This window comes from Bacillus mycoides (genome assembly GCF_000832605.1).
Taxonomy (GTDB): domain Bacteria; phylum Bacillota; class Bacilli; order Bacillales; family Bacillaceae_G; genus Bacillus_A; species Bacillus_A mycoides.
In genome coordinates, this window is sequence record NZ_CP009692.1 from 1,697,092 (window position 1) to 1,712,460 (window position 15,369).

21 protein-coding genes are annotated in these 15,369 nt (G+C 34.9%); 18 read left to right on the forward strand and 3 right to left on the reverse strand.

Going from position 1 to position 15,369, the window contains the following annotated elements:
• Positions 1-158 precede the first annotated feature (158 nt).
• The 10 genes from comGA to BG05_RS10715 all read left to right on the forward strand — a co-directional run bounded on the left by comGA (position 159) and on the right by BG05_RS10715 (position 5,804).
• Entirely contained in the window at positions 159-1,202 is a 1,044-nt protein-coding gene (gene comGA, locus BG05_RS10670) for a competence type IV pilus ATPase ComGA (RefSeq protein WP_012261710.1), read from the forward strand.
• The gene (comGB, locus tag BG05_RS10675; protein ID WP_002138336.1) at positions 1,189-2,226 is read left to right on the forward strand and encodes a competence type IV pilus assembly protein ComGB; all 1,038 of its coding nucleotides are present in this window, start codon (positions 1,189-1,191) and stop codon (positions 2,224-2,226) included. The genes comGA and comGB overlap by 14 nt, the downstream gene beginning before the upstream one ends.
• An 11-nt stretch (positions 2,227-2,237) precedes the next feature.
• Positions 2,238-2,537, forward strand: a complete 300-nt coding sequence (gene comGC, locus BG05_RS10680; protein WP_002088623.1) for a competence type IV pilus major pilin ComGC — start codon at positions 2,238-2,240, stop codon at positions 2,535-2,537.
• The gene (comGD, locus tag BG05_RS10685; RefSeq protein WP_002129089.1) at positions 2,534-2,989 is read left to right on the forward strand and encodes a competence type IV pilus minor pilin ComGD; all 456 of its coding nucleotides are present in this window, start codon (positions 2,534-2,536) and stop codon (positions 2,987-2,989) included. The genes comGC and comGD overlap by 4 nt, the downstream gene beginning before the upstream one ends.
• Entirely contained in the window at positions 2,982-3,278 is a 297-nt protein-coding gene (locus tag BG05_RS10690; protein WP_033734238.1) for a hypothetical protein, read from the forward strand. Before comGD ends, BG05_RS10690 begins: the two co-directional genes overlap by 8 nt.
• Entirely contained in the window at positions 3,262-3,723 is a 462-nt protein-coding gene (comGF, locus tag BG05_RS10695) for a competence type IV pilus minor pilin ComGF (RefSeq protein ID WP_033734241.1), read from the forward strand. Before BG05_RS10690 ends, comGF begins: the two co-directional genes overlap by 17 nt.
• Entirely contained in the window at positions 3,720-4,091 is a 372-nt protein-coding gene (gene comGG, locus BG05_RS10700) for a competence type IV pilus minor pilin ComGG (RefSeq protein WP_033731267.1), read from the forward strand. Before comGF ends, comGG begins: the two co-directional genes overlap by 4 nt.
• Before the next feature lie 174 nt (positions 4,092-4,265).
• Positions 4,266-4,916, forward strand: coding sequence for a 2OG-Fe(II) oxygenase (locus BG05_RS10705; RefSeq protein ID WP_002131210.1), 651 nt, complete (start codon positions 4,266-4,268; stop codon positions 4,914-4,916).
• Positions 4,917-5,067: 151 nt separating this feature from the next.
• Positions 5,068-5,565, forward strand: a complete 498-nt coding sequence (locus BG05_RS10710; protein WP_033731265.1) for a shikimate kinase — start codon at positions 5,068-5,070, stop codon at positions 5,563-5,565.
• 38 nt (positions 5,566-5,603) lie between these two features.
• On the forward strand, positions 5,604-5,804 hold the full coding sequence (locus BG05_RS10715) for a YqzE family protein (RefSeq protein ID WP_002015009.1): 201 nt from the start codon (positions 5,604-5,606) through the stop codon (positions 5,802-5,804).
• Positions 5,805-5,870: 66 nt separating this feature from the next.
• On the opposite strand, the gene BG05_RS10720 is transcribed toward BG05_RS10715, so the two are convergent.
• Positions 5,871-6,506, reverse strand: coding sequence for a VC0807 family protein (locus BG05_RS10720; RefSeq protein ID WP_002015010.1), 636 nt, complete (start codon positions 6,504-6,506; stop codon positions 5,871-5,873).
• 318 nt (positions 6,507-6,824) lie between these two features.
• On the opposite strand from BG05_RS10720, the gene BG05_RS10725 reads away from it, so the two are divergent.
• On the forward strand, positions 6,825-7,052 hold the full coding sequence (locus tag BG05_RS10725; RefSeq protein WP_000032698.1) for a hypothetical protein: 228 nt from the start codon (positions 6,825-6,827) through the stop codon (positions 7,050-7,052).
• Between the two features lie 98 nt (positions 7,053-7,150).
• Positions 7,151-7,282 (forward strand): hypothetical protein, encoded by a 132-nt coding sequence (locus BG05_RS31845; protein ID WP_002129080.1) that lies wholly within the window; start codon positions 7,151-7,153, stop codon positions 7,280-7,282.
• Positions 7,283-7,331: 49 nt separating this feature from the next.
• On the opposite strand, the gene BG05_RS10735 is transcribed toward BG05_RS31845, so the two are convergent.
• Positions 7,332-8,126, reverse strand: a complete 795-nt coding sequence (locus BG05_RS10735) for a YqhG family protein (RefSeq protein ID WP_002088611.1) — start codon at positions 8,124-8,126, stop codon at positions 7,332-7,334.
• Positions 8,113-9,795, reverse strand: coding sequence for a DEAD/DEAH box helicase (locus BG05_RS10740; protein WP_002015016.1), 1,683 nt, complete (start codon positions 9,793-9,795; stop codon positions 8,113-8,115). Before BG05_RS10740 ends, BG05_RS10735 begins: the two co-directional genes overlap by 14 nt.
• A 391-nt stretch (positions 9,796-10,186) precedes the next feature.
• Here BG05_RS10740 and gcvT point away from each other — a divergent pair, with 391 nt between their 5' ends.
• The 6 genes from gcvT (at position 10,187) to BG05_RS10770 (ending at position 15,366) form a co-directional block, all read left to right on the forward strand.
• Complete coding sequence (gcvT, locus tag BG05_RS10745) at positions 10,187-11,287, forward strand: glycine cleavage system aminomethyltransferase GcvT (RefSeq protein ID WP_002034013.1); 1,101 nt, start codon at positions 10,187-10,189, stop codon at positions 11,285-11,287.
• Between the two features lie 20 nt (positions 11,288-11,307).
• Positions 11,308-12,651, forward strand: coding sequence for an aminomethyl-transferring glycine dehydrogenase subunit 1 (gene gcvPA / locus BG05_RS10750; protein ID WP_002015020.1), 1,344 nt, complete (start codon positions 11,308-11,310; stop codon positions 12,649-12,651).
• Positions 12,648-14,123: an aminomethyl-transferring glycine dehydrogenase subunit 2 gene (gene gcvPB, locus BG05_RS10755; protein WP_002122485.1), complete on the forward strand. Its 1,476-nt coding sequence runs from the start codon at positions 12,648-12,650 to the stop codon at positions 14,121-14,123. The genes gcvPA and gcvPB overlap by 4 nt, the downstream gene beginning before the upstream one ends.
• 284 nt (positions 14,124-14,407) lie before the next feature.
• Entirely contained in the window at positions 14,408-14,611 is a 204-nt protein-coding gene (locus BG05_RS10760; RefSeq protein WP_000262495.1) for a DUF3929 family protein, read from the forward strand.
• A gap of 70 nt (positions 14,612-14,681) precedes the next feature.
• Complete coding sequence (locus tag BG05_RS10765) at positions 14,682-14,873, forward strand: hypothetical protein (RefSeq protein ID WP_002088608.1); 192 nt, start codon at positions 14,682-14,684, stop codon at positions 14,871-14,873.
• Positions 14,874-14,991: 118 nt separating this feature from the next.
• Positions 14,992-15,366: a GntR family transcriptional regulator gene (locus tag BG05_RS10770; RefSeq protein WP_033734242.1), complete on the forward strand. Its 375-nt coding sequence runs from the start codon at positions 14,992-14,994 to the stop codon at positions 15,364-15,366.
• The last annotated feature ends 3 nt before the right edge of the window (positions 15,367-15,369 follow it).

The window sequence follows — 15,369 nt, forward strand, 5'->3', positions numbered from 1 at the left end:
ACAGATAAACTTCTATATAGGTAATTTCAGACAATAATTCGGAAATTGTTCATAATTTCACAAACATATTTTTCCTTTTTATCTTAGTGAAAATACAAAATCTCTAATTTTTCTTGTGCATTTTTTTATGATATATACATAGTGAGGAGGGAAACTTGATGAATAGTGTCGAGCTTTTTGCAAATATGATTATGAAAGAAGCTTGTAGGGTGCGAGCATCGGACTTACATATTGTGCCCAGGCAGAAGGATGTGGCGATTCAATTACGTATTGGAAAAGATTTAATTACGAAACGGTGTATTGAGAAAGAATTTGGAGAAAAGCTTGTTTCACACTTTAAATTTTTAGCATCAATGGATATAGGAGAGAGGAGAAAACCTCAAAATGGTTCGTTGTACTTACAAATTGATGGACAAGAAGTGTATTTACGCCTTTCAACACTTCCAACAGTATATCAAGAAAGTCTCGTTATTCGCCTCCATTTACAAGCATCTGTACAGCCACTGTCTCATCTTTCGTTATTTCCAAGTTCAGCGGAAAAATTACTCTCTTTTTTAAAGCATTCTCATGGGTTACTCGTATTTACTGGGCCAACTGGTTCTGGAAAAACAACAACAATGTATGCGTTATTAGAAGTAGCTAGAAAATGGCAAACACGTCGCATTATTACACTGGAAGATCCAGTTGAGCAAAGAAAAGACGGTTTATTACAAATTCAAATAAATGAAAAAGCTGGTATCACATATAAAACGGGATTAAAGGCTATTTTGCGTCATGATCCAGATATTATTTTAGTTGGCGAAATTCGTGATGAAGAAACAGCAAAAGTAGCTGTAAGGGCCAGTTTGACGGGACATTTAGTAATGACAACCTTGCATACAAATGATGCGAAAGGAGCGATACTGCGATTTATGGATTATGGTATTACAAGGCAAGAAATTGAACAATCATTATTAGCAGTAGCTGCTCAGCGGCTCGTCGAATTAAAATGTCCATTTTGCAGAGGGAAGTGTGCAACTTTGTGTAAATCAATGAGGAAAGTGAGACAGGCAAGCATTTATGAACTGTTATATGGATATGAATTAAAACAAGCGATTAAAGAAGCAAGTGGAGAACATGTTACGTATCACTATAAAACGTTGGAAGCGTCGGTTCGAAAAGGGTATGCTTTAGGCTTTTTAGAAGAAGATGTATATGTTTAAGAGAAAATGGAGTTTAAGTGATCAAGCATTATTATGTAAAAGATTAAGTGATTTATTAGAGAAAGGTTACTCACTTTTGCAGGCGTTGGAATTTTTGCAGTTGCAACTACCATTAGGGAAGAAATTACAGTTACAGCGTATGATCGAGGGATTGAAAAATGGACAAAGTTTGCACGCTTCTTTTCACCAATTAATGTTTCACTCTGAGATGTTAAGTTATTTGTTTTATGCAGAGCGACATGGTGACATTTCTTTTGCTTTGCAACAAGGGAGCGTACTTCTTTACAAGAAAGATAAATATAGGAAAGATATGATGAAAGTAATGCGATATCCTATGTTTTTATCATTTTTTTTAATGATTATGCTTTCTGTTTTTAACCTCATTTTATTGCCTCAGTTTGAAATGATGTATAGTTCTTTACGTTCTACAGCACCACCACTTACGGAGCAAATTTTAGTTGCAATTAAATTATTACCCTACTTCATTTATATGATTGTTCTTATCGTTATAACGGGATTTAGTATATATATATTTTATTTCCGAAAACTTCCGCCTACTCAAAAGGTAAAGATTATGATCCGTATTCCCCTTATGAAAACATTTCTTATTTTAAATCATTCGCATTATTTTTCCACTCAATTAAGTGGTTTATTACACGGTGGATTGTCGGTACACGAAGCATTAACAATAATGATGAAGCAAAAGTATCATCCGTTCTTTCAGTATGAAGCAGACCGAATTGAGCGGCAATTAATTGCAGGGGAACCGTTACAATCTATTATTGATAAAAGCGGTTATTACGAGAAAGAACTTTCTTATATCATTACGCATGGACAAGCAAACGGTAATTTAGCAAATGAGCTTGGTGATTACAGTGAGCTCATTATTGAAAAGGTAGAACAAAAAATTAAACGTATGTTATTTGTGATTCAACCCATTTTATTTACATGTCTTGGGGTTATAGTCATTTTGATGTACTTAGCGATGATTATGCCGATGTTTCAAATGATGAATTCTATATAGGGGGCATTTACATGCAGAATGAGGAGGGTTTTACTCTTTTAGAAATGTTATTAGTTATGGTTGTCATAACTGTATTATTACTATTAATTATTCCAAATGTAGTTACACAGCGCTCATCCGTCCAAGGAAAAGGATGTGCAGCCTATGTGAAATCTATAGAAGCACAAATACAAGCATATCACTTGCAACATAATAAGATTCCATCAATAGAGGAACTTGAAACAGGAAAGTATATTACTTCAAAAACTTGCCCGAAAGGTGAACCAATCCATATTTCCGATGATGGTACGGTATCAGCTGGGAAATCGTGAAGCAAAAAGGTTTTACTCTTTTAGAAATGCTACTTGTCTTATTTGCTATTTCTGTACTGAGTGTTGTTACGCATTTTAACGTTACTTCATTACATGAAAAACAAAAAGTTGAGCAGTTTTTGAAACAGTTTTCAAATGATATTTTGTATATGCAGCAGTTGGCGATTAAGCGTCAACAACATTATACGTTACGCTGGTTTAAAGGGAAACAGATGTATTATATTTCGGAATCGGAGACAGACCTTTTAATTGTTAAGAGAGAATATGATAAAGATGTCCAAATGGATTTGCATACCTTTCCAAATCCAATGACATATAATCCGAGCGGGAATATTAATAGGGGTGGTACGATTTTACTTTCCTATCGAGGGTATAAATATGAGATTGTATTTCAGCTTGGAAGAGGGAGATTTACGTATCGTGAAGTGTCAAAAAGGATCAGTAATGGTTGAAATAGTTGTAGCGTTAAGTTTAATAATGATGGCGGCATCGTTATTGCTCCCGCAAACATTATTAATTATGCAAGAAAGAAAAAATATAAAAATGAGCTATAAAGCATTAATATTATTAAAAAAAGAAGCGGCCTTATTTAAGTATGAGAATGAGGAAAAGCGAGTAAAAGAGCAAGTCATAAAAGGAATTGTATATTACACATATTGGAGAGGAGATGAAGTTTGTACGATGTGGAAAGATATGAGAGGAAAAGCGATGGAGCAATGCCTTTATGCAAAGAAAAAATAAAAAAGAAGCGGGATTTACATTAATAGAAATGATTGCATGTTTGTTGCTTTTATCAATGTTCTTTTTACTTTTACCGCGTCTTCATATTATGGGGATAGAAAATACACATTCAAAAGGATTAAATGACTGGGAGTGGGATGTGTTTTTAGGACAAATGCAATTAGAGTTTCGTGAAGTATTAAGTGTGAGGAAGATAGAGCTAGAAAACGGTGGGAATATTTTACGCTTCCAACTTCGTAATGGTGATCAGGTGACGTATGAAAAGTTGAATAGTAATTTAATAAGAAAAGTAAATATGCGCGGAAGGGAATTTATATTACAAAGGATTGAAGCGATTTCGTATAAATTAACACCTCATTTGTTATATATATATGTGAAAGATATAAGTGGTGAAATATATGAAGGCGTGGCTGTGCGCTATAGTGAAATTGAGATAGAAACATGAGAAAACAAGATGGATTTGCAATGCCAGGAACAATTATTTTTCTTATTTTATTCATTTCTTTTTTGATGTACGAAACGAATATGTTACTTTCGGATAAAAAATTTTATTCTGAAATAGAACAAAGTTTTTTCATGGAGGAACTTGTTGATCGCGCTATGTCAGATATAAAAAGAGAGTTACAGCAAAAAGAAAAAGAGGATGTTTTTTTATTTCAGTATGAAAGAGGAGAAGTGAGTGGAAAGTACGTCTTTGAAAATGATGTTATTATCATTTCGTTGCAATGTGTTACAAAACAGAGAGTTTTCTATACAGTGAGCTTTCGGTATAGGGAAAAGGATAATAAAATATTTGATTGGGTAGAAGGATAATATGTAAAATATATGGAGAAGAACCATGAGTTTCTATTGTGGAGGGAGTCAATTTCTTTGAGGAAAGGGATAAGAATAATGGTCAAAAGTTTAAATTTTCTCAAAAAAGAGAAAGGTAGAAAGAATATGATATATTCATGCTATCCAATCATTTTTTTCTAGGGAGATAAGGAAATGACAAATAACAATCAAATAGGTGAAAATAAGGAACAAACTATTTTTGATCATAAAGGAAATACGATTATGACAGAGGATAGGGAAATACAAATTATTTCAAAATTCGAAGAACCTCTTATTGTCGTATTAGCAAATGTATTAAGTGATGAAGAGTGCGATGAATTAATTGAATTGTCTAAAAGCAAGATGGAACGTTCTAAAGTTGGTTCATCACGTGATGTAAATGATATTCGAACAAGTAGTGGTGCATTTTTGGAAGAGAATGAACTAACTTCGAAGATTGAAAAACGAATTTCATCTATCACGAATGTTCCTGTAGCGCATGGAGAAGGATTGCACATTTTAAATTATGAAGTAGATCAAGAATATAAAGCGCACTATGATTATTTTGCGGAACATAGTAGATCAGCTGCTAATAATCGTATAAGTACTCTTGTGATGTACTTAAATGATGTAGAAGAAGGCGGAGAAACATTCTTTCCGAAATTAAATCTTTCTGTACACCCTAGAAAGGGAATGGCAGTATACTTTGAGTACTTTTATCAAGATCAATCACTAAATGAGCTTACGTTACATGGAGGGGCACCTGTTACGAAGGGCGAGAAATGGATTGCAACGCAGTGGGTGAGAAGAGGTACTTATAAGTAAAAGTGAGCCAGCTTGTTTGATTACGAGAAAATAGTGAGTATGTTACGTTTTGTTCTTCATAGTATAAGAAGAACAAAACGTTTTTTTATTAAATAAAGTAACATCTTTCGTTATAATAACAAATAATAACGGATGATTGAGAGGAACGAAAATGAAATCTATATACATAACCGGCTATATGGGAGTCGGGAAAACAACAATTGGAAAAGCGTTAAGTAAAGAACTCCATATGGAAGTTGTAGATACAGATCAAAAAATCGAAGAGCAGAAAGAGAAAGAGATTCGGTATATTTTTGCAGAAGAAGGCGAAATGGCTTTTCGTGAATATGAAAGTGAAATGTTACGTTCATTACCGGTTCAGAATGTAATTATGACAACTGGTGGAGGGATTATTGAACGAGAGGAAAATCGAAAGTGGATGAAGGAAAATGGAACTGTTGTGTATTTATATTGCGATCCACATGTAATTGCAGAAAGGCTTCGTGAAGATACGACACGTCCACTATTTCAGAAGAAAGATATAGAGGCATTTATAACGAAATTTGAATCGCGCCGAGCTTATTATGAAGAGGCTGATATTCATATCGATACGACAAATAAGTCGGTAAAGCAAATTATGAATGAATTAAAGCAAAAGATTAATGAATAAAAAAGTGGACATACTAATCAAGTAGAGGTGATGATAATATGTCTACTAATGATTATGTACGATTTGTGACACAGCAATTTGTGTCATATATGGATGCTCCAAAAGAGGATCGAAAACAACAGAAACAACAACGTCGTGCGGAGAAAGAGCCATTCTTAAATAAATGGTTTGGTGTTATGCCACTGAGCGCTGCTTTGTTTTATCGAAATGTAAAAAATAAAAGAAAAAAATCAAGCTAACTTTTTCGTAATATGTCTGGCAAAATAAAGATCCCCTAGTGCAACAAGCTGCTAGGGGATCTTTATTTATTGTTGCACAGATTCTTTTTCTTCAGTAACCGCATGTATCTTATTATTTACCCATACAAACCCTATTCCGATGCAAATAGAAATACCCCAGCCAACAGCGGTCATAATAGCTCTCATTTCACCATATCCATCTACACCGAAAACAGAGATGAAATAGATTTTCAAGAAGCTTTTTAATATAAATTGAAGGCCGAAAAATAGTGTTAAATATTGCAGTGCTGGATATATACGACTATCACGATAAAGCTCACGACTTTTATCACGATCATGACCTTGCAGTGCTGAAATATCCGCTGCGAAATATAACATAAGTGGTTTTTTTATAAAGATTGTACATATAACGATGCAGCCAAGTACGATATGATAATATGCATCATTCCATAGCATTCGTTCCGCTGATCCAGATATTAAGTCTACCGTTGTATTAGAAATGAGTGTAATTAAAATAAAGAACCCTGTAACGTTAAACTGTTTTTCTTTTTTAAAGGTATACAGTGTATAAATAATCCCCGGAACAGAGGAAATTAACATTGCGTAATAAGGATCGATATAAGGTTTTGCAAATTTCCAAATGAGGAATGGGAATACGAGATAAAAGACAAGATCTAATATAGCTTTTTTATTTTGATTCATACAAATCCTCCTTAAGTCATACATATATTTTATAATATAATTTCTGAAAATTGTATAAGGTTTAATAAAAAAAAGAAAAGTAGATGATTAGTAGATTAAAAAAATTGTCCCTAGCGTAGTAAGTTTTTTTAGTATATAATAAAGGAAACGCTTTCATTTTTTTGATTTGTTCACAAAATGGATGGAAAATCACATATTTACTATTGATATGTTACTTTATAATGAAACTAATTAAATATACATGCATACAATATTGTGAAATAAATAACATAAATAATCTATATAAATGTAAACGTTATCAAAAGAGAGGTGGAGACAATGAGTAAATTTTTCTTCAATCATAATCCAGCAACATTAGAGGATGGAAGACTGGTTAAGTATGCTGAAATTATTTATGGAGAAGGTGGCCGTTCTGTATTAGAAAATTTAATGGTGAAGGCATCTATCAGATTACGTGATCGTTATCCGAATAAATCTGACGAACAGATCTCGAACCTCGTAAATCAAGGCATCCATGATATGTTTCAAAAATACGTGAATGAGTAAGAGCAGCTACTGGCTGCTCTTATTTTTTTGTATAAGGATTGTGCCTCTAGCTGAAAATAAAGATGCATTTTGAAACATGCAAAAAGGAGGCGAAAAAGATGAGTAATGGAATTGGTCGTTCAAAAGAGAATCTTCCAACTGATGCAAACCATGTAAGTGCAAAGGATCGTGCATATCAGAAACGTATGACAGAGAAAAAACAGCAAGGGCGTAATGAAGATAGAGAATAGGCTGGGAACATATCTTAAAAGAAGCTCCTTCAATCTGAAGGAGCTTTCTTTAAGATAGAAAATGATTTGCGGTAACATAAAAGAGACCACCGTTTATAATTTGTATTGTAATGCGTGGTTCGTATTGTTCTTGTAATGCTTGCTTTTCAATTTCATAGCTTTCTGGAAGTTCATCGCTATCTTCGTAAAATCGATTTAAAAGGTCTAAATCGTGATTCCAACGCACTCTCGCTTCTTTTGCCCACGTGTGGTCATCTTCAGCGATTATACTTTTTAAAGCATCCTCTATACGTTGTAAGCCACTTTGTGGCTTAATGATAGGTGAGAGGGTAAAACAAAAGTCAGGTATTTTCGGTGTGAGTTTGATCTCTGCTAAAGTGTCATGAAAGTTTGCAATCATTGTCCCGGAAATAAGATGAATACCGATAGAATGAAGTATGTCTTTTTTTCGGTCGCATTGATAAGATACTTTTATATTTACACCAAGCCAAGGATGAAGGGGGGTATGAGTTGCCCCGCTATGTTTCACTTCCTCATATAAACGTATGTATGAACCTAGTTCTTTTGTTGTTTCAAATATTTGATGCAAACGGGGTGAACCGTAATGAATAAGTTCACCGTCGTTTTCTTCGTTTTCTGGATTTGTAATAAGAGTAAGGCGCATTGGGTTCGGAACGCCTCCTGTTTTTTCAAGATAGTGCCAATAGAAAGGGCGGTTCATTAATAATTTATCCATTTCAATTGTTAACTGCACGTCTAATAGGTGAGGGGAACGTTCTAAAATTTCGCAGTTATTCGCCTCAAAAAAGTTATATAAGTAATTATGAATTTCATTTTGCTGCATAGTCTTGCACCTCTGCTTCATTGCGCTTCGCAAAATCGATAATAGATGTTAAATTTTCCATCTTGATTCGAATTTCACCTTCGCTTTTTGACTGCGCGAAAATTTCTTGAATATGCGCATCAATATTTTTCATGTTGATTCTCGTTAAAATTTCATCGAGTTCACCGATTACACGTTCAAATAAATTAATTTTTTCATATAGTAGTTTTAAAATGTGCTCTTCAACAGTGTGCTTTGTTGCTAAGTTATAAATATGAACATCATTTTTTTGTCCAAGACGGTGAATACGTCCAATCCTTTGCTCGAGTCGCATTGGATTCCACGGTAAGTCGTAATTAATCATATGGCTACAAAATTGTAAGTTAATTCCTTCACCACCAGCTTCGGTCGCAATTAATACTTGGGCATGATTTTGGAAAAGCTCCTTCATCCAATCTTTCTTCCCGCGCTTAAATCCACCGCGAAATGGAACAGAGGAAATGCCATGTTGTTGTAAGAACCATTGTAAATACATTTGTGAAGCTCTATATTCAGTGAAGATAATGACTTTATCGTCAACTTCTTTTATAAGCTCTAGTGCTTTATTTGCTTTGGAGTTGAACGGAATATGATTAATTTTGTCCATCAGCACATCAATATGTGGGTCCTTTATGTAGTGCTCATTTTCTTTCTGTCTTTTTTCTACATGTTTTTTTAGTGAATAGTAAACAGCTTCACGACTACTACATGCTTCCCGTTTTAAAGTTAAGGATGAGAAAGCAGATGTGACGGCATCTTGTCCACGCCAATTTTCAATTTCATTATACAAAGCTTGTTCTTCTTCATTGAATTCAACGAAGATTGTTCGTACATGCCTCTTCGGCCAATCAATGCCAGTGTTATTGCGTCTATTTCGAACCATTACTTTATTGATAAGAGCTTTTAAATCTTCATCGGATTCAGTGGAACGATTTTTGGAAGCGTAATATTCTTCAAAATTAGATTGATTGCCTAAATGACCTGGTTTTAATAAAGAAACGAGGTTGAAGATTTCATCGATTTTATTTTGAACAGGAGTTGCAGTTAGTAATAAACAAAACTTCTTTTTTAATCGCTGTGCAAATTCATAGTTTTTTGTTTTATTATTTTTTAGTTTATGTGCTTCATCGATAATAATAAGGTCATACTCTAGGTTTAAAACGATATCGCGATGCGGTGAACGTTTCGCAGTATCGATTGATGAAACGATGACATCAGCTTGTTCCCAAGAATAACTTTTCTTTTGAGCGACCGCAGGAATAAAAAATTTTGTGTTTAGTTCATACGCCCACTGAGATACGAGAGAAGCTGGAACGAGAATGAGTACCTTTTTTACAAGTCCTCGAACCATATATTCTTTTAAAATAAGTCCAGCTTCAATCGTTTTTCCAAGTCCGACTTCGTCTGCTAGAATCGCTTTACCATTCATTTGTTCAATGACATTTTGAGCGACCTCTAATTGATGTGGAAGCGGCGTGAAATGTGATAAATGTTTCGGTGCTTGCAATCCATCAAAAGTAGGGACGAGTAACGATTTCTCTGTTTTATAAGCTAAATGATATAAATCCCAATTTGTCCAAGGACCATCTTCATCAATTCTTTTTAAAAAATTGTTTTGCCACGTTCGATCTACGGAAATATCGACATTCATTAAGACTCTCCCACCTTTTATAAACTAAAGTGATTATTTAAAAAATCTTTATTATAAGCCTCGTAATAAGGCGCTATCACAATTACTAAAAGTTAAAGAATAGGCAATGATAAAGGGCTGAATTTCAAAATTTGTATTTAATAAGATTAAGAATGAAAAATTCTAAATTATTTTTTATGCTAGAATATTGATGAAATATAGCGAATAATGTTAGGATAATGGTGTGAAATGTGTGGAATCTTTCGTATTTTATCCAAGAAAGTAACTTTTTATTTACGCTTTCATAAAAAAATATACTGAGATTCCGTATAACCTTATCTTTTCAGAATGAAAATGTTTAGATATGGGAAGCAACTTTTATTGATTTGTCAGAGCATAAGGGGGAAAGAGCATGATTACATTACAACGTACACCGTTATTTGATGTATACGCGAAGTATGGTGGGAAAACAGTCGACTTCGGTGGTTGGGAATTACCAGTTCAATTTTCAAGCATTAAAGAGGAACATGAAGCTGTACGTACAGGAGCAGGTTTGTTCGATGTATCTCATATGGGAGAAGTAGAGGTAAAAGGTGTAGATAGTTTAGCATTTTTACAACGTGTTGTTACAAATGACGTATCTACCTTAAAGGTAGGGGGCGCACAATATACAGCTATGTGCTATGAAAATGGTGGCACAGTAGATGACTTATTAATCTACAAACGTGGTGAAGAAGACTATTTATTAGTAATCAATGCATCAAATATCGAGAAAGATTACGAATGGTTAGCTAGCCATGTAATTGGCGATGCGAAAGTAGTCAATGTTTCTAGTGAAGTTGCGCAGCTTGCAATTCAAGGACCAAAAGCAGAAGGCATTTTACAAAAAGTTGTGTCAGAAGATTTGAAAGAAATTAAGTTCTTTAAATTTAAAAATAATATTCTTGTAGATGGAATTCCTGCACTTGTATCTCGTACAGGTTACACAGGTGAAGATGGATTCGAAATTTACTGTAAGAGTGAAGATGCAGCAAAACTTTGGGAGAAACTTCTTGAAGTGGGAGCAGAAGAGGGCTTAAAACCATGTGGCTTAGGTGCTCGTGATACACTTCGCTTCGAAGCAACACTTCCGTTATACGGACAAGAGTTATCAAAAGATATTACACCGATTGAAGCGGGAATTGGCTTTGCGGTAAAACCAAATAAAGAAGCAGATTTCTTTGGAAAAGAAACGTTAAAAGAGCAAAAAGAAAACGGTGCATCTCGTAAATTAGTCGGCATCGAAGTAATCGAACGCGGTATTCCTCGTACGCATTACCCTGTATTTATAGGAGAAGAAAAAATCGGGGAAGTAACGAGTGGTACACAATCTCCAACGTTAAAGAAAAGCATTGGTTTAGCACTAATTGATGTAAAATACGCAGCAGTTGATACAGAAGTAGAAATTGAAATTCGTAATAAACGCGTCAAAGCAGTAGTTGTTCCAACACCATTTTATAAACGTTCAAAGTAACGGGGAGAGGGGTAGATTTCATGTTGCATCGTTATCTTCCAATGACAGAAGAAGACAAAAAAGAAATGTTACAAACGATCGGCGTTCAAACGATCGACGAATTATTCTCTGATATTCCAGAGAGTGTTCGTTTTAAAGGGGATTTAAAAATTAAAGAAGCAAAATCAGAGCCAGAGCTGTTAAAAGAGTTATCTCAAATGGCTAGTAAAAATGCTAATTTAAAAGAATATGCTTCTTTCTTAGGAGCAGGTGTATACGATCATTACGCTCCAGTAATTGTTGATCATGTTATTTCTCGTTCAGAGTTTTATACAGCTTACACACCATACCAACCAGAAATTTCACAAGGGGAATTACAAGCAATTTTTGAATTCCAAACAATGATTTGTGAATTAACAGGAATGGATGTAGCAAACTCTTCTATGTATGACGGAGGTACAGCTTTAGCTGAAGCGGCAATGCTAGCAGCTGGTCATACTCGCAAAAAGAAAATTCTTGTTTCAGCGGCAGTTCATCCAGAATCAAGAGCGGTACTTGAAACATATGCAAAAGGTCAAAATCTTGAAGTTGTTGAAATTGATCATAAAAACGGTGTAACAGATTTAGAAGTATTACAAAGTGAAGTAGATGATACAGTTGCTTGTGTAATCGTTCAATATCCAAACTTCTTCGGACAAGTGGAAAAGTTAGCTGATATCGAAAAAATCGTTCATCAACAAAAATCATTATTTATCGTTTCTTCAAATCCATTATCATTAGGCGCATTAACACCGCCAGGAAAATTCGGTGCTGATGTTGTAATCGGTGATGCACAACCATTCGGTATCCCAACGCAGTTTGGTGGACCGCACTGTGGTTACTTTGCAACAACGAAAGCATTTATGCGTAAAATTCCAGGACGTCTTGTCGGACAAACTGTAGATTCAGATGGTAAACGTGGATTTGTATTAACGTTACAAGCACGTGAACAGCATATTCGTCGTGATAAAGCGACGTCTAACATTTGTTCAAACCAAGCGTTAAATGCATTAGCAGCTTCTGTTGCAATGACGGCACTTGGCAAACAAGGTGTAAAAGAAATGGCACGTCAAAACATTTCTAAAGCACAATATGCAAAACGTCAATTTGAAGCGAAAGGTTTCACAGTAACGTTCGCTGGACCATTCTTTAATGAATTTGTTGTAGATTGTAAACGTCCAGTTAAAGAAATAAATGATGTATTAATACAAAAGAATATTATCGGTGGTTACGACCTAGGCCGTGATTATAAAGAGCATGAAAACCATATGCTTGTAGCGGTAACAGAGCTTCGTACAAAAGAGGAAATTGACACACTTGTAAACGAAATGGGGGCTATCCAATGAAGAACCAAGACCAAGCACTTATTTTTGAAGTGACTAAAGAAGGACGCGTAGGATATAGCTTACCCAAATTAGATGTAGAAGAAGTAAAATTAGAAGATGTGTTTGAGAGTGATTATATTCGAGTAGAAGATGCAGAGCTTCCAGAAGTATCTGAACTTGATATTATGCGCCATTACACAGCGCTTTCAAACCGTAACCACGGTGTGGATTCTGGATTCTATCCACTTGGGTCTTGTACGATGAAATATAATCCGAAAATTAATGAAAACGTAGCTCGTTTCGCAGGCTTTGCAAATATTCATCCACTTCAAGATGAAAAAACAGTGCAAGGTGCAATGGAATTAATGTATGACTTACAAGAACATTTAATTGAAATTACAGGTATGGATACTGTTACGTTACAACCAGCAGCTGGTGCACACGGAGAATGGACAGGATTAATGTTGATTCGTGCATATCATGAAGCGAACGGTGACTTTAACCGTACGAAAGTAATTGTTCCTGACTCTGCTCACGGAACAAACCCGGCGTCTGCAACAGTAGCTGGTTTTGAAACAATTACAGTGAAATCAAATGAACATGGTCTTGTTGACTTAGATGATTTAAAACGTGTTGTAAACGAAGAAACAGCAGCACTTATGTTAACAAATCCAAATACATTAGGCCTATTCGAAGAAAATATTTTAGAAATGGCAGAAATCGTCCATAACGCAGGCGGTAAATTATACTATGATGGTGCAAACTTAAATGCGGTATTAAGCCAAGCACGCCCAGGAGATATGGGATTTGACGTTGTGCATTTAAATCTTCATAAAACATTTACAGGTCCGCATGGCGGCGGTGGCCCAGGTTCTGGTCCAGTAGGTGTGAAAGCTGATTTAATTCCGTACTTACCAAAACCGATTTTAGAGAAAACAGAAAATGGCTATCACTTCAACTATGATCGTCCAGAAGCAATTGGGCGTGTGAAACCATTCTATGGTAACTTCGGAATTAACGTTCGTGCATACACATATATTCGTTCTATGGGCCCAGATGGCTTGCGTGCAGTAACTGAGTATGCTGTATTAAATGCGAACTATATGATGAGAAGATTAGCACCATTCTATGATCTTCCGTTCGATAGACATTGCAAGCATGAATTTGTATTATCAGGTCGTCGTCAAAAGAAACTTGGTGTACGTACATTAGATATTGCAAAACGTCTGCTTGATTTCGGTTACCATCCACCAACAATTTACTTCCCATTAAATGTGGAAGAATGTATTATGATTGAGCCAACAGAAACAGAATCAAAAGAAACATTAGATGGTTTCATTGATAAGATGATTCAAATTGCTAAAGAGGTAGAAGAAAATCCAGAAGTTGTACAAGAAGCACCACATACAACAGTAATAAAACGTTTAGATGAAACATTGGCTGCTCGTAAACCAGTTTTACGTTATGAAAAGCTAGCACCTGTACAAGTGTGATTGCAAAAAAAAGAACTCGCTACATGCGGGTTCTTTTTTTTGCAACATTGGTGCAGCTAGAATGAAAAAAATGTTAAAAATTTATATTTTTTGTTTCATATTGCTGTAAAGATGCGGTTTTATAGGTGATTTTGTTGAAAAAGTCGGTTTGATAAAAGTATTTATTTTTGTTAGAATTTTATTGAAATTAAGAAGATGTGATGAGGTAGAAATTACTCATTTTTATGTATATGTGAAAAAACGAGCAAGACGGGGGTGGAAGCGTGGGATATCGATGTTATAGAATGGTATACCATTTAGAAAATGGAGAAACAATTAAAGATGTAAAAGAATTTTGTTACCGAGACCAAGGGAAAGTGTTAGAAAGAGTAGCACACCGTGTAATGGATAATAGAGAAGTGACAGCGATTGATAAACAAGGAACAATCATTTCAATAGCGTGTGAGGACATTGTAAAGGTAGAACTTGATTACATAACAGAAAGTTAACCTTGAGTCATATCGAATTATTCGATACAATATACTGTTGAATGGTGAAGAGAGAAGAGAGGAGTTTATCATGGGTAATACACGACACTTTTATATGTTTATTTTAGCGTTTGTTCTTGTTGTGGCGTTAACGATTTATTTAATTGTTGATAGCAGCTGGTACAATACAGTTCATCCAGCATTCCTTCTTTTTATGTATGTAGGAATTGCGGTTGTTAGTTTCGGAATGAGAGACGAAATGTTAGATCGCTTTGAAAAGTGATACATATACGAAAGACCAACAGGAAAATGTTGGTCTTTTTTTCTTGCCAAAAATAGGATGGTGTGTATATACTGTATATATAAGGTATACACAGTATATACACACACTGGAGGAAAACATGAATATTATTATTTCGAATTCTTCCCAAGACCCTATTTATGTGCAAATAAGAAAACAATTAAGCCAGCTTATTTTAAATGGTGGTTTAAAGGGTGGAGACCAATTACCGTCTATTCGTAGCTTAGCGAAGGAATTACAAGTTAGTGTAATTACAACGAAGCGTGCGTACGAGGAGCTTGAAAAAGAAGGATATATAGAAACTGTTGCTGGGAAGGGGACTTATGTTTCACGTGAAAATAATGAACTACTAAAAGAACAGCGGCTACGTCTATTGGAAAGTAAAGCGGAAGGGATTGTGAATGAAAGTAAAGCGTTGCAGCTTTCACTTGAAGATTTACAGCAGATGATTGCGTGTTTATATGAGGGGGAATAAGAG

Bases quoted from the DNA above. Each gene is read 5' to 3' on its own strand.
- BG05_RS10690 (WP_033734238.1), top strand. From the start codon at position 2,982: ATGGTTGAAATAGTTGTAGCGTTAAGTTTAATAATGATGGCGGCATCG.
- BG05_RS31845 (WP_002129080.1), top strand. From the start codon at position 7,151: ATGAGTAATGGAATTGGTCGTTCAAAAGAGAATCTTCCAACTGATGCA.
- gcvPB (WP_002122485.1), top strand. From the start codon at position 12,648: ATGAAGAACCAAGACCAAGCACTTATTTTTGAAGTGACTAAAGAAGGA.
- BG05_RS10760 (WP_000262495.1), top strand. From the start codon at position 14,408: ATGGTATACCATTTAGAAAATGGAGAAACAATTAAAGATGTAAAAGAA.
- gcvPA (WP_002015020.1), top strand. From the start codon at position 11,308: ATGTTGCATCGTTATCTTCCAATGACAGAAGAAGACAAAAAAGAAATG.
- comGG (WP_033731267.1), top strand. From the start codon at position 3,720: ATGAGAAAACAAGATGGATTTGCAATGCCAGGAACAATTATTTTTCTT.
- BG05_RS10740 (WP_002015016.1), bottom strand. From the start codon at position 9,795: ATGAATGTCGATATTTCCGTAGATCGAACGTGGCAAAACAATTTTTTA.
- BG05_RS10735 (WP_002088611.1), bottom strand. From the start codon at position 8,126: ATGCAGCAAAATGAAATTCATAATTACTTATATAACTTTTTTGAGGCG.
- BG05_RS10725 (WP_000032698.1), top strand. From the start codon at position 6,825: ATGAGTAAATTTTTCTTCAATCATAATCCAGCAACATTAGAGGATGGA.
- BG05_RS10705 (WP_002131210.1), top strand. From the start codon at position 4,266: ATGACAAATAACAATCAAATAGGTGAAAATAAGGAACAAACTATTTTT.
- comGC (WP_002088623.1), top strand. From the start codon at position 2,238: ATGCAGAATGAGGAGGGTTTTACTCTTTTAGAAATGTTATTAGTTATG.
- BG05_RS10710 (WP_033731265.1), top strand. From the start codon at position 5,068: ATGAAATCTATATACATAACCGGCTATATGGGAGTCGGGAAAACAACA.
- comGF (WP_033734241.1), top strand. From the start codon at position 3,262: ATGCAAAGAAAAAATAAAAAAGAAGCGGGATTTACATTAATAGAAATG.
- BG05_RS10765 (WP_002088608.1), top strand. From the start codon at position 14,682: ATGGGTAATACACGACACTTTTATATGTTTATTTTAGCGTTTGTTCTT.
- BG05_RS10720 (WP_002015010.1), bottom strand. From the start codon at position 6,506: ATGAATCAAAATAAAAAAGCTATATTAGATCTTGTCTTTTATCTCGTA.
- comGB (WP_002138336.1), top strand. From the start codon at position 1,189: ATGTATATGTTTAAGAGAAAATGGAGTTTAAGTGATCAAGCATTATTA.
- comGA (WP_012261710.1), top strand. From the start codon at position 159: ATGAATAGTGTCGAGCTTTTTGCAAATATGATTATGAAAGAAGCTTGT.
- BG05_RS10770 (WP_033734242.1), top strand. From the start codon at position 14,992: ATGAATATTATTATTTCGAATTCTTCCCAAGACCCTATTTATGTGCAA.
- gcvT (WP_002034013.1), top strand. From the start codon at position 10,187: ATGATTACATTACAACGTACACCGTTATTTGATGTATACGCGAAGTAT.
- BG05_RS10715 (WP_002015009.1), top strand. From the start codon at position 5,604: ATGTCTACTAATGATTATGTACGATTTGTGACACAGCAATTTGTGTCA.